Origin of the sequence: Streptomyces peucetius (assembly GCF_025854275.1) — a bacterium.
GTDB lineage: Bacteria > Actinomycetota > Actinomycetes > Streptomycetales > Streptomycetaceae > Streptomyces > Streptomyces peucetius_A.
Genome location: NZ_CP107567.1, coordinates 5,268,103 through 5,280,971 on the forward strand (window position 1 = coordinate 5,268,103; position 12,869 = coordinate 5,280,971).

Here is a 12,869-nt window from a genome sequence, read left to right on the forward strand (position 1 = left end):
CGCCACTCTATCGGTGCAGACACGCTCCCTCCCGGGAGGCCGCCGGGGGCCGGTGACGGCCGGTCCGGCGCGTCTGCCGGATCCCTTGACAGCGGAACGAGGCCCGCCAACCCTGTGACCGGAGTTGCTCGGCCGGGGAGGCGACCACCATGCCCGCAGCGCGGGAGTCACTGCTGAACGCCGCTCTCGCGGCCGTGGGCGAACTGCCCTGGTCCGCGGTGCGGATGGTCGACGTCGCCGCCGCCGCGGGTGTCTCCCGCCAGACCCTCTACAACGAGTTCGGCAGCAAGGACGGCCTGGCCCGCGCCCTCGTGCGGCGCGAGGCCGACCGGTATCTGCGCGGCGTGGAACGGCTGCTGGGTCAGAGCGCGGGGGCGGCCGACGGGCCGTCCGAGGCGCCCGCGTCCGACCGGCTCGTCTCCGACCGGCTCGCGTCCGTCGCCGAATGGACCGTCGGCGAGGCGCGGGCGAGACCGTTGCTGCGGGCCCTGCTCACCGGCTGCTGGGGAGAACGGCTGCCCGCGCCCGAACCGGTCCGCGGCGGGGCCGTGCTCTCCAGGGTGCCCGCGCAGCGCCGGGCCGACGCGAAGCTGCCCGTACCGGCCGAGATCGTCGCCGCGGTGCGGGAGCGGTCACTGGTCGCTCTGCGCGGGCGGCGTCCGGGGAACGGGCCGCGCCCGGACGGGACGGCGGCCGGTGCGGGCGCCGGTGCCGGGGAGCGGGCCGGGGAGACGGCCGATCTTCCGCAACGCTGCGAGCTCGCGGTCCGGCTCGCGCTCTCCTACGTCGTCGCGCCGGCCGGTGAGAGCATCGGCAGGCTGGTGCGGGCCGCGGTGGGCGACGACGTCACTGCGACGAGCCCGAGAGCTGGAGACCGATGACACCGACGATCACCAGCGTGATCGAGACGATCTTCAAGGTGGAGACCAGGTCGCCGAGGAAGACCATTCCGTAGATCGCGGTGCCGGCGGCGCCGATCCCCGTCCACACCGCGTACGCCGGTCCCACGTCGAGCTTCTTCAGCGAGAGGGTCAACAGCCCGAAGCTGCCCAGCGCGAACGCGGCGAAGGCGACCGTCGGCCAGAGCCGTGTGAAGCCGTGCGACAGTTTGAGACAGACGGCGAAGCCCGTTTCCAGCAGCCCCGCAACCACCACCAGCAGCCACGCCATTGGTTTTGGGCCTCCCGCGTAGTGCCGACGAACTGCCTGGTCCCGGAACTGGTCCGACTTGGTGCGATTATGCACTTACCAGGCGCCACGGACGTCAAACGCCGATGACTCAGTCACCTTCGCGTCGTTCGCGGGTGGCAAGCAGCCGCCGCAGCGAGTAGAGCCGTGCGGGATCGGCGTGACCGTCGGCCACCCAGGCGTCCAGCGCGCAGTCCTGCTCGTCGTGGCTGCAGGCCCGCGGACACCCCTCCGTGCCCGGCACCAGATCCGGGAACGCGTTGATGACCCGCGACGGGTCGACATGGTGCAGTCCGAAGGAGCGCACGCCCGGCGTGTCGATCACCCAGCCGCCCTGCTTGTCCGCGAGCGGCAGCGCCAGGGCCGAGGTGGTGGTGTGCCGGCCGCGCCCGGTGACCGCGTTGACGACACCGGTGCTGCGCCGCCTCTCCTTGGGGACCAGGGCGTTGACCAGCGTCGTCTTGCCGACACCCGAGTGCCCGACGAAGGCGGTCGTACGGCCGACCAGATGCTCCCGGACGCGGTCCGCGGCGAGCCCGTCGACGAACTCCTCGCGGGTGGTGACCACATGGGGGACGCCGAGCGCGCCGTACATGTCCAGCAGCTCGTCCGGCGGGGCGAGATCCGACTTCGTCAGCACCAGCAGCGGCTCGAGCCCGCCGTCGTACGCGGCGACCAGACAACGGTCGATCAGGCGCGGGCGCGGCTCCGGATCGGCGAGCGCGGTGACGATGGCCAGCTGGTCGGCGTTGGCGACGACGACCCGCTCGTACGGATCGTCGTCGTCGGCCGTACGGCGCAGCACGGACGACCGCGGCTCGATGCGGACGATCCTCGCGAGGGTGTCCTTGTCACCGGAGAGATCGCCGACGATGCCGACCCGGTCCCCGACGACGGCCGCCTTGCGGCCCAGCTCGCGGGCCTTCATCGCCATGACGATCCGGTCCCCGACGAGGCAGGTCAGCCGGCCGCGGTCGACGGTGAGGACCATGCCCTCCAAGGCGTCCTCGTGCTTGGGGCGGATGCTGGTGCGCGGCCGGTTGCCCTTGCGGTTCGGTCGCGACCGGATGTCGTCCTCGTCGGTGTGCTTGCCGTAACGGCGCATGATGACGTCAGGCCCCGAGCATTTCGGCCCACATCTGCGGGAAGTCGGGCAGTGTCTTGGCCGTCGTCGCCACGTTCTCGATCTGCACGTCCTTCACCGCGAGACCGATCACCGAGCCGGCCGTGGCCATCCGGTGGTCGTCGTAGGTGCGGAAGACGCCGCCGTGCAACGGGCGCGGGCGGATGTGGAGGCCGTCCTCGGTCTCGGTCACGTCGCCGCCGAGCTCGTTGATCTCCTTGGTGAGGGCCGCCAGCCGGTCCGTCTCGTGCAGCCGCAGGTGCGCCACACCGCGCAGCGTCGAAGGGGAGTCGGCCAGCGCCGCGACCGCAGCGATGCCGGGGGTCAGCTCACCGACCTCGCCGAGGTCGACGTCGATGCCGTGGATGCGGCCGCTGCCGGTGAAGACCAGCGCCGTGCCGTTCGGCGTCGTCGTCAGCTCGCAGGAGCCACCCATCTCGGTGAAGATCTCGCGCAGTGCGTCACCGGGCTGCGTGGTGCGCTCGGGCCAGTCGGGGATGGTCACCCGGCCACCGGTCACGAGTGCCGCCGCCAGGAACGGCTGGGCGTTCGACAGGTCGGGCTCGATGGTGAGGTCGCGGCCGAGCAGCGCGCTGTGCGACACCCGCCACACATCGGGCTCGCCGCCGGTCTCCGGCTCGTCGACCTGCGCGCCCACGGCCCGCAGCATGTCGACCGTCATCCGGATGTGGGGCATGGAAGGAAGCCGGCCGCCGACGTGCCGTACCTCGACGCCCTGGTTGAAGCGCGGCGCGGACAGCAGCAGCGCGGAGACGAACTGGGACGACGACGAGGCGTCGATCCGCACCGGACCGCCCTCCAGGGCCCCACCGCCGTGCACCGTCATCGGCAGGGCGCCCCGGCCGTCGTCGTCGATCCGGGCACCGAGGGCGCGCAGCGCGTCGATGACGCCGTTCAGGGGCCGCTCGTACGACCGCGGGTCGCCGTCGAAGCGGATCGGGCCGTCGGCGAGGGCAGCGACCGGCGGCAGGAAGCGCATCACCGTGCCCGCGTTGCCGACGTCGACGGTCGCCGGGCCGTGCAGGCCCGAGGGGATGACGCGCCAGGCCTCGCCCGAGCCGGTGGCGGCCTCGTCGGCCGAGCCGCCCGCGGTGCTGGAGGAGACCGTCTCCTCGATACCCACGCCCATCGCCTGGAGGGCCGCGGACATCAGCAGGGTGTCGCGGGAGCGCAGCGGGCGACGCAGCCAGCCGGGTTCCGAGGCGAGCGCCGCCAGGACCAGCGCGCGGTTCGTGACGGATTTGGAACCGGGCACGGTGACCGTCGCTTCGACGGCTCCGGTCGCGAGGGGGGCGGGCCAGAGGGCGGGGTGCACGGCGCTTTCGGTCATGGCCAACACTTTAGTGGCTCCCGGCGTGGCCAGATCTTGATCGAAACCGGGCGCCCCGGTCAGAGCCCCAGGAGCCAGCGGCCGCCGCCGATCAGTGAGCAGAGCGACACGGCGTGGAAGAAGAACAGCCAGATCGCCGGTGGCACATGGGTGAGCCTGGAGAGCTGGTCGGCGTCCGAGTCGGGAGCACCGCCGTACCGCCGCTTGGACTGCAGCTCGAAGACCGGCCGTACACCGCCCAGCAGCATGAACCACACGGCCGTGTAGGCGAAGACGGACTGTACGCCGGGTTCCGTCAGCCACGAGACCAGCAGGAACGCCGCGCCGGTGACCGTCACCGTCAGTACCCCGTAGGCGTTGCGGACCATGACCAGCAGCGCCAGCAGCAGCGCCGTCGCCAGCCACAGCAGCAGCGTGATGTGGTGCGCGGCGAGGAGCCAGGCACCGCCCAGGCCCAGCAGCGGAGCGGCGGTGTAGCCGGCGGCGGCGGTGAGGATCATCCCGATGCCGGTCGGCCTGCCCCGGCTGACGGTGAGACCGCTGGTGTCCGAGTGGAGCCGTATGCTCTGCAGCTGCCGGCCCGTGAGCAGGGCCACGAGACCGTGGCCGCCCTCGTGGGCGATCGTCACGGCGTTACGGGTCAGCCGCCAGAGGAAGTTCGGCATGACGGCGGCGAGTGCGACGAGACCGGTGACGGCGACCAGCCACGGCTCGGGGGCGGCCTGGGTGCCGAAGACCCGGTCCCACAGATCGGTGAGCGACGCGCTTGCCGCGGCTGCTTGTGTGATGACCATTTCGCGGGCGGCTCCCTCGGACGGCGTACGGAAGTGGCAGTGTGGCACTTATGTGCGGACGGTATGCAGCGAGTCGTGGGCCCGAGGACCTCGTGGGGGTCTTCGAGGTCGAGAAATGGGAGCCGGAGGAGACCCTGGCACCCGACTGGAACGTGGCACCCACGAAGGAGGTCTACGCGGTTCTCGAGCGTCCTCTGAAAGACGCCGGCGACAGCACTCCGGTTCGCCAGCTGCGCACGCTGAAGTGGGGGCTGGTGCCGTCGTGGGCGAAGACGCCGGAGGGCGGGGCCCGGATGATCAACGCGCGTGCGGAGACGGTGCACGAGAAGCCGTCCTTCCGCCGGCCCTTCCTCACCCGGCGCTGCATTCTTCCCGCCGACGGCTATTACGAGTGGGTGACCGGCGCGGGTGAGCGGGAGCTCGAGGTCGAGGGGAAGAAGAAGCGGCCGCGGAAGCAGCCCTACTTCGTGACGCCCGCGGACGGGTCGGTGTTCGCGATGGCGGGTCTGTACGAGTTCTGGCGCGACCGCACCCTGCCGGACGACCACCCGCAGGCGTGGTGGGTGACCTGCTCGGTGATCACGACCGAGGCGGAGACCGGGCCGCTGGGAGTGGCACCGGCCGAGGGACCGCGGTCGCTGTCGGACATCCACCCCCGGATGCCGCTGATGCTGACGCCGGACCGCTGGGACGCGTGGCTGGACCCCTCCCGGACCGACCCGGACGATCTGCTGTCGCTGCTGGAGCCGCCGCCGGGCGGACTGATGCGGGCGTACGCGGTGACGACGGCGGTGAGCAACGTACGGAACAACGGGCCGGAGCTGCTGGAGGAGCTGGCGGCGCCCGAGGAGGCGACCCTCTTCTGACGGGGCCGGTGACGCGGTGGCGCGGGAGGATGGGCGGATGGAACAGAAAGAGACCGTCCCGGTCGCGGCCGGCGGTGACGCCCGTGTCACCTGGTTCGACAGCAGGCGCGCCCGCCTCGTGCTGGCCCTCGGCCACGGCGCCGGTGGCGGCGTCGAGGCGCGGGACCTGCAGGCGATCGCCCGGGTGCTGCCCGCGCACGGCGTCACCGTCGCCCTTGTGGAGCAGCCCTGGCGCGTCGCGGGCAAGAAGGTCGCCCCCGCGCCCCGGACCCTGGACGCGGCCTGGCGGGACCTGTGGCCGGCGCTCACGAAGAAGGGGCTCCCCGTCGTGGCCGGTGGCCGCAGCGCCGGCGCACGCGTGGCCTGCCGGACCGCCTCCGAGCTCGGTGCGGCCGGGGTGCTCGCGCTGAGCTTCCCGCTGCATCCGCCCGGCCGGCCCGAGAAGTCCCGGGCCGGTGAACTCCTCGGCACCGGCGTGCCGACGCTCGTCGTGCAGGGCGGCAGCGACCCGTTCGGCAGGCCCGGGGAGTTCCCCGGCGGGGCCTACGAGCTGGTGGAAGTGGCGCACGGGGATCACGGGTTCGCGGTGCCGAAGCGGGCCGGCACCAGCGAGGAGGAGACTCTCGTCACCATCACGGACGCGGTGACGCGGTGGGTGACCTCACTCGGGGAATGAGACGCGGGGCCCGGCTGTTGTGGCGGATGTCAGTAGAGAGCGTGAGTAGGGAGTCCGCCGCATGGGTACGACCTTCTGCCCGACAGCCGACCGCACCGACGGGCTGGACTGGACGGTGCTGTCGCAGGGCAAGCGTGGGCCGGTTCCTGCGGCGGGGGAGGCAAATCGGCAGGGCCCGGCGGACCATGGTCGACTATTCTCCGATTCGAGCGGGTCCGGATTCGGCCCCGGCACAGCGTTGGAGGAGGTGGGTCCGGTCACTGGGACCGACGCAGGGACCGATGACGGTCAGGCGCAGAAGTCCGAGGAGACGGCTGCCGAGCGCAACGCCCGCTTCGAGCGGGACGCGCTGGGCTACCTGGACCAGATGTACTCGGCCGCGCTGCGCATGACGCGCAATCCCGCCGATGCCGAGGATCTTGTGCAGGAGACGTACGCGAAGGCGTACGGGTCCTTCCACCAGTTCCGGGAGGGCACCAACCTCAAGGCGTGGATGTACCGGATCCTCACCAACACCTTCATCAACTCCTACCGCAAGAAGCAGCGTGAGCCGCAGCGCAGCGCGGCTGAGGAGATCGAGGACTGGCAGCTCGCGCGCGCCGAGTCCCACATGTCGACCGGGCTGCGCTCCGCGGAGTCGCAGGCCCTCGACCACCTGCCCGATTCCGACGTCAAGCAAGCCCTGCAGGCGATCCCGGAGGAGTTCCGGATCGCGGTGTATCTGGCCGACGTAGAGGGCTTTGCGTACAAGGAGATCGCGGACATCATGGGAACACCCATCGGTACGGTGATGTCCCGCCTGCACCGCGGCCGCCGCCAACTGCGCGGCATGCTGGAGGACTACGCCCGCGAGCGCGGGCTCGTCCCGGCCGGTGCGGGGGAGTCGAACGACGCGAAAGGCTCGGGCTCATGAGCTGCGGAGAGCCGCACGAGACGGACTGCTCAGAGGTCCTGGACCATCTCTACGAGTTCCTCGACCACGAGATGCCCGACAGTGACTGCACGAAGTTCGAGGTGCACTTCGAGGAGTGCTCCCCGTGCCTGGAGAAGTACGGCCTCGAGCAGGCGGTGAAGAAGCTGGTCAAGCGGTGCTGCGGGCAGGACGACGTGCCCAGCGACCTGCGGGCCAAGGTCATGGGACGCATCGACCTGATTCGTTCGGGTCAGGCCGTCCCCGACAAGGACGTGGCGACGGCCCAGGAGTAGGGCCCGAGCCACCGGCAGGAACCCCGGGTGCGCCGCGACACCGCGGCGCACCTTCCGCGTTCGTCCGGCGCGTCACCCGTACGTGCGAATGCGCGGCGTATTCGCCCCTCCCGCTTCACGACTCGCTAGCGTGGCGCTGCTTCGAGCGGGTTGCGAAGGGGGTGCGAGGAAGTGACGGCCATACCTTCGGCGGCGCGCGTCTGCATCGCCGCCGCTGTCCTGTGCGCCGCCGCAGCAGCCGTCCCCGTCGTCGCCGTCCTGTCTCCCGCTCCGGGCGCCGCGGACGCCGCGGTGCCCTGGACGACCGTCCTGCTGCTCACGGTCCTGTACGCCGGCTGCGAGCTCCCCGCCCTCCCTCTGCTCCCGGCGGTACGGGACGCGGCCCCGGCCCGCCGTCCCGGTGACCCGGTCCCGGCGGGGGCGGGCACGTTCTTCCCCGTGCTGCTGGCCGCCGCGTTCCTGCTGCCGCCCGCCGCCGCCGTGCTGGTGCCGGTGCCCGGAGCGCTGCTCGGACGGGTGGACCGGCCGCCGGCCGGGGCCCGGCGGGCCTGGCGCGCGGCCCGGTCCGCCCTCGGGACGTGGGCGGCCGCCCACACGTATCTGCTGCTCGGCGGTGAACGGACGCCCGGCGCGCCGGACTTCCCCTACGCGCTGGTGCCGGCGCTGGGCGGGGCGCTCGCCTTCTGGGTGCTGCTGACCGTCCTCGACGGCGGCATCCGCGTCATGGCGGATGGGATGCCCGCAGCACGGGGCGCGCTGTGGCGGAGGGTCCCGCTGCGCACAGTACGGCGGGGGTTCTCCGCCTCTCCGGTGCCCTACTGCGTGCACGGACTCGTCGGGCTGATGATGGCGGTGCTGTGGGTCAGCCCGTACGGGCCGCCGGCCGCCCTGTTCGTGCTGCTGCCGATGTACATCTCCTGCTGGATCTTCGCGCAGTACCACCGCGAGCGGGCCGCCCACCAGGCGACGATCCGCGCGCTGGTGCAGGCCGTCGACATCAAGGACCGGTACACGCGCGGGCACAGCGAACGCGTCGGCCGGGCCTCCGCGCTGATCGCCCGGGAGCTGGGCATGGAGGAGGAGCGCCTCGAGGTCGTCCGGTTCGCCGGGATCCTGCACGACGTGGGCAAGCTCGGCGTGCCGACGAGGGTGCTGCGCAAGGAGGGCCCGCTGACGCCCCAGGAGCGGCGGGTGATCGAGCTGCATCCCGAGTACGGGCACGAGATGGTGCGCGGCATCGGCTTCCTGGGCCAGGCCCGCGCCGCGATCCTGCACCACCACGAACGCATGGACGGCAGCGGTTACCCGTACGGGCTGGTCGGCCACCAGATCCCCGAGTACGCCCGGGTGGTTGCGGTGGCGGACGCGTTCGACGCGATGACGTCCACCCGCTCCTACCGGCGTGCCCGGCCGGTACCGGTCGCGCTCGCCGAACTGCGGCGGTGCGCGGGCACGCAGTTCGACCCCCGGATGGTGCGCGCCCTGGTGCGCGCGCTGGAACGGCACGGCTGGCAGACGTCGGTGACCTCGGACGAGACGGCGGTGGCCCTGGGTCCGCAACGGATGCCGGAGGGGCCGGGGACAGGGGCTTCGCATCAGATCCGGACCGGGTGAGCGGCCCGCGGCGGCGCACGGCCTTCGGGCCCGCCGGCCCCCGGGCGCCGTCCGCGCCGTCCACGGGGCCGCCGCCGTCATGGCCGCGGCCGCACTCGCGTGGGTGGTGACCCACGGTGTGGCGGAGCCGGGGAACGCGCTGGCCTTTGGAGTGTTCATCGCGGTCGGCGAGCTCGCCCGCTGGGGGGCCGCGCCGGGGGCGGGGGAGCCTCCCCTGCTCGCGGGGTCCGGGGGAAGGGAGCCCGCGCCGCTGGGCGCCGCGGGCGCTCTGGCGTACGCCCTGCTCGGCGAGTGCGCCGGGGAGCCGACCGGGCACGGGGCCTTCCAGGTCGTGGCCGTCGTCGTCGCCGGTGCGCTCGTCGGAGCCGTACCGCACGTCGCCCGGGGCCGGGGAGCGGGGCCCGGCCATGTGGCGCGGCGGGTGCTGACCGTCGGCTTCGCCGCGGTGTGCTTCCAACCGCTCTACGGCTCCGGCGAGTTGGCGCTGCGGCTGGGGCACGGGCCGGGTCATGCCCTATTCCTGCTGGTGCTGCTGGTGCTGACCGCCCTGTGCGACGCGGTGCTGGCCGCCGTCCTGCTGCGCGCCCGCACCGGCCACCCCTTCGGGCCGCTGCTGCGCGACGAGCTGCGGGCGCTGCCGGGGATCGGCTCCGCCGTCTGCGCGACCGGCGCGGTCATGGCCCTCGCCGTGGCCGTGGCCGGGCTGTGGGCGCTCCCGGTGTTCTGCGTGCCGCTGCTGCTGACCCAGCTGTCGTTCCGGCGGTACGCGGCCGTGCGGGCCACCTACGGGCAGACGATCGCCTCACTCGCCCGCGCGACCGAGGTCGCCGGCTACACCCGGCCCGGCCATGCCCGCCGGGTGGCGGCGCTCAGCACGGCGGTCGGGCGCGAGATGGGGCTGTCCGGCCCCGAGCTGACCCTGCTGGAGCACGCGGCGCTGATGCACGACATCGGCCAGCTGTCCCTCGTCGATCCCGTGCCGGAGGGCGCCACCTCCTCGCTCCCGGCCGCCGAGCAGCGCCGGATCGCGCTGCTCGGCGGAGCGGTGGTCCGGCAGACAGGGGCCCCGGCGGCCGTCGCCGCCGTCGTGGAGCAGCAGGCCGACCCGTATCGGGACCAGCCGCTCGCCGCCAGGATCGTCCGTGCCGTCAACGCATACGACGACCTGGCCGGGGGAAGCGGAGCCGGAGCGGGCGGAGCTCTGACCGCGCTGGAGCAACTGCGGCTGGGCACGGGGCGCGACTACCAGCCCGAGGTGGTCGAATCCTTGGCCAGAGTGCTCGGCAGAGTGCTCGCCTGAAGCGGTCTGACCCTTGTCCCATCGGGGTAACCCATGGGTAATGAGCGAGCCTGCGACCGGGCATGGTTGGATGCGAAAGAAGGCAGGAAGCAGTCACACAGTCATGCGTCCGGGCAGTGACCCGAGCGACCGGCAGGCGGGAATCGTGAGGATCTTCGGGAAGGTACGGCATCGGCCCTCCGCCTCTTGGCGGCAGGCCACGGACCGCGCGTTCACGCTGATCGGCGACGGCCGGTACGAGGACGCGGGTGCGCTGCTGACGCGGGCGGTGGACCTGGAGCCCTGGCTGTCGGAGTCCTGGTTCAATCTGGCGCTGCTGCACAAGTTCCGGCACGACTGGGAGCAGGCCCGCGCCGCGGGGCTGCGGGCGGTCGCTCTGCTGGACAAGGAGACCGGCGCCCCGGACTGGTGGAACGTCGGTATCGCGGCCACCGCTCTCCAGGACTGGCCGCTGGCCCGCCGTGCCTGGCAGGCGTACGGGCTGAAGGTCCCGGGAGCGGCCGCGGCGAATGGCGAGCCGGTCGGCATGGACCTGGGCAGTGCCGCCGTGCGGCTCTCGCCGGAGGGCGAGGCCGAGGTGGTGTGGGGCCGCAGGCTCGATCCGGCCCGGATGGAGGTGCTGTCCATCCCGTTGCCGTCGTCCGGGCGCCGCTGGGGCGAGGTCGTGCTGCACGACGGCGTCCCGAACGGCGAGCGCACCACCACCGCGGGACCGTCGTTCCCGGTCTTCGACGAGATCGAGCTCTGGGCCCCGTCTCCGGTCCCGACCTGGGTGGTGCTGCTGGAGGCGGCGACCGAGGCCGACCGGGACGCCCTGGAGCGGCTCGCGGCGGACGCCGGTTTCGCGGCCGAGGACTGGTCGTCGTCGGTGCGGCTGCTGTGCCGTGCCTGTTCCGAGGGGAGCATGCCCAGCGCCGAGGGCGAGGGTGAGCACCTCGACCCGCACGACCACAGCGAGCCCGGCCATCCCGGACCGCTGGGGCACCGTACGGGCGGGGACCTCTGGTCGCCCGAGCGCGAGTGCGGCATAGCGGCGCCCGCCGGTCTGGTGCGGGGTCTGCTGGACGGCTGGGTGGCCGACAGCCCGGACTCCCGTGAGTGGCGGGATCTCGAGGAAGTCTGCTGACGCCTGCCCGTAGGCTGTACGGACGCGTAAGTGACCGGGCATCGGGCCGGGGATCGGGTACTGAGAAGGGCGCAGAGGCTGACATGGCGTCGCAGCAGCAGGAGACGGACGAGCAGGTCAACGACGGTTTCGTCGTGGACACGGAGAACTGCGAGGAGCGTGAGCGGGCGTACCGCGAGCGTGGTACCTCGCGTCCGATCACGGTCGTGGGCAACCCCGTGCTCCACAAGGAGTGCAAGGACGTCACGGAATTCGACGACAAGCTCGCCGCACTCATCGACGACATGTTCGCCAGCCAGAAGACGGCGGAGGGCGTGGGCCTGGCCGCCAACCAGATCGGTGTCGACCTGAAGGTCTTCGTCTACGACTGCCCGGACGACGAGGGCGTCCGGCACACTGGTGTCGTCTGCAACCCGGTCCTGGAGGAGCTGCCGCCCGAGCAGCGTGTCCTCGACGACTCCAACGAGGGCTGCCTGTCCGTGCCGACGGCGTACGCCTCGCTGGCCCGCCCCGACTACGCGGTGGTGCGCGGCCAGGACGCGCAGGGCAACCCGATCAAGGTGCGTGGCACGGGCTACTTCGCCCGCTGCCTGCAGCACGAGACCGACCACCTGTACGGGTATCTGTACATCGACCGGCTCTCCAAGCGTGAGCGCAAGGACGCGCTGAAGCAGATGGCCGAGGGCACCCCGCGTTACGAGGTCGTTCCCAACGACTGAGGCCGGCGTCTCATGGGCCCCGCTCCTTCCGGGCGGGGCCCCGTGCGTCACCGGGCCGTCATTGGACCGACAAATGACGGCTGCTCAGGGGATGTTGACGCGCGTCGACTGCCACGCCACTCTCAGCGGTACACCGCTTTCACATCATGGAGGCCCGATGCTGAGACGTACGGCCCGACTCCTCACGTCAATTGTCATGTTCATGGTGGCCGCGACGGCCGGGGTCGTGGCGACCGCCGGAACCGCCCAGGCCGACGACTGCTACACCTGGTCCCGCACTCTGTCCCAGGGCTCCTCCGGGTCCGATGTCCGCCAGCTCCAGATCCGGGTGTCCGGCTATCCGGGCTACGGCAGCGTCCTCGCCGTCGACGGGGAGTACGGGCCCGCCACCGCGGCCGCGGTCAAGCGGTTCCAGTCGGCCTACGGCCTGAGCGCGGACGGCGTGGCGGGCCCCGCCACGTTCAGCAAGATCTACGCCCTCCAGGACAGTGACTGCACGCCCGCCCACTTCAGCTACGCCGAACTCAACCGCTGCAACTCCACCTGGTCCGGCGGCGCGGTGAGCGCCGCGACCGCGAAGGCCAACGCACTGCGCACCATGTGGAAGCTGGAGGCCATGCGCCACGCGCTCGGTGACGAGCCGATCCGGGTGACGAGCGGCTTCCGCTCCTACTCCTGCAACAGCGCGGTCGGCGGCTCCTCCAGCAGCCGCCATCTCTACGGGGACGCGGCAGACCTCGGCGCCGGCTCGCACTCGCTGTGCACGCTGGCCAAGCAGGCCCGCTACCACGGATTCAGGGGCATCCTCGGCCCCGGCTACCCGGGCCACAACGACCACACCCACGTCGACCACCGGTCCAGCCGCTACTGGTCAGCCTCCAGCTGCGGCATCTGAGCCGGCACGGC

The 12,869-nt window shown here is 72.3% G+C and carries 14 protein-coding genes; 10 read left to right on the plus strand and 4 right to left on the minus strand.

Features of this window, described 5'->3' with window-relative positions; genetic code table 11:
* Positions 1-149: 149 nt before the first annotated feature.
* Entirely contained in the window at positions 150-881 is a 732-nt protein-coding gene (locus OGH68_RS24380; protein ID WP_264247098.1) for a TetR/AcrR family transcriptional regulator, read from the plus strand.
* On the opposite strand, the gene OGH68_RS24385 is transcribed toward OGH68_RS24380, so the two are convergent.
* From OGH68_RS24385 to OGH68_RS24400, 4 genes are all read right to left on the minus strand, one after another.
* Entirely contained in the window at positions 847-1,170 is a 324-nt protein-coding gene (locus tag OGH68_RS24385) for a DMT family transporter (protein ID WP_264247099.1), read from the minus strand. The two genes, OGH68_RS24380 and OGH68_RS24385, sit on opposite strands and share 35 nt — an antisense overlap.
* A gap of 109 nt (positions 1,171-1,279) precedes the next feature.
* Positions 1,280-2,293 carry a ribosome small subunit-dependent GTPase A gene (gene rsgA, locus OGH68_RS24390; RefSeq protein WP_264247100.1) on the minus strand — a complete coding sequence of 338 codons (1,014 nt, stop codon included), beginning with the start codon at positions 2,291-2,293 and terminating at the stop codon, positions 1,280-1,282.
* Positions 2,294-2,300: 7 nt separating this feature from the next.
* Entirely contained in the window at positions 2,301-3,662 is a 1,362-nt protein-coding gene (gene aroA, locus OGH68_RS24395) for a 3-phosphoshikimate 1-carboxyvinyltransferase (RefSeq protein WP_264247101.1), read from the minus strand.
* Between the two features lie 59 nt (positions 3,663-3,721).
* Positions 3,722-4,456, minus strand: coding sequence for a M50 family metallopeptidase (locus OGH68_RS24400; protein ID WP_264247102.1), 735 nt, complete (start codon positions 4,454-4,456; stop codon positions 3,722-3,724).
* A gap of 50 nt (positions 4,457-4,506) precedes the next feature.
* Here OGH68_RS24400 and OGH68_RS24405 point away from each other — a divergent pair, with 50 nt between their 5' ends.
* From OGH68_RS24405 to OGH68_RS24445, 9 genes are all read left to right on the plus strand, one after another.
* Positions 4,507-5,322, plus strand: a complete 816-nt coding sequence (locus OGH68_RS24405; RefSeq protein WP_264247103.1) for an SOS response-associated peptidase — start codon at positions 4,507-4,509, stop codon at positions 5,320-5,322.
* Between the two features lie 37 nt (positions 5,323-5,359).
* Complete coding sequence (locus tag OGH68_RS24410; protein WP_264247104.1) at positions 5,360-5,998, plus strand: alpha/beta family hydrolase; 639 nt, start codon at positions 5,360-5,362, stop codon at positions 5,996-5,998.
* 247 nt (positions 5,999-6,245) lie between these two features.
* On the plus strand, positions 6,246-6,911 hold the full coding sequence (locus tag OGH68_RS24415) for a sigma-70 family RNA polymerase sigma factor (protein ID WP_264250258.1): 666 nt from the start codon (positions 6,246-6,248) through the stop codon (positions 6,909-6,911).
* Positions 6,908-7,204 carry a mycothiol system anti-sigma-R factor gene (gene rsrA, locus OGH68_RS24420; RefSeq protein WP_100109000.1) on the plus strand — a complete coding sequence of 99 codons (297 nt, stop codon included), beginning with the start codon at positions 6,908-6,910 and terminating at the stop codon, positions 7,202-7,204. Before OGH68_RS24415 ends, rsrA begins: the two co-directional genes overlap by 4 nt.
* Before the next feature lie 171 nt (positions 7,205-7,375).
* Entirely contained in the window at positions 7,376-8,818 is a 1,443-nt protein-coding gene (locus OGH68_RS24425) for an HD-GYP domain-containing protein (protein ID WP_264247105.1), read from the plus strand.
* 79 nt (positions 8,819-8,897) lie between these two features.
* Positions 8,898-10,118: an HD domain-containing protein gene (locus tag OGH68_RS24430; RefSeq protein ID WP_264247106.1), complete on the plus strand. Its 1,221-nt coding sequence runs from the start codon at positions 8,898-8,900 to the stop codon at positions 10,116-10,118.
* A 145-nt stretch (positions 10,119-10,263) separates the two neighbouring features.
* Positions 10,264-11,244, plus strand: a complete 981-nt coding sequence (locus OGH68_RS24435; protein WP_264247107.1) for a tetratricopeptide repeat protein — start codon at positions 10,264-10,266, stop codon at positions 11,242-11,244.
* A gap of 83 nt (positions 11,245-11,327) precedes the next feature.
* A complete protein-coding gene (def, locus tag OGH68_RS24440; protein WP_264247108.1) occupies positions 11,328-11,963 on the plus strand; it encodes a peptide deformylase in 636 nt (211 codons plus the stop codon).
* A 157-nt stretch (positions 11,964-12,120) separates the two neighbouring features.
* Positions 12,121-12,858 (plus strand): D-Ala-D-Ala carboxypeptidase family metallohydrolase, encoded by a 738-nt coding sequence (locus OGH68_RS24445; protein ID WP_264247109.1) that lies wholly within the window; start codon positions 12,121-12,123, stop codon positions 12,856-12,858.
* Positions 12,859-12,869 lie beyond the last annotated feature (11 nt).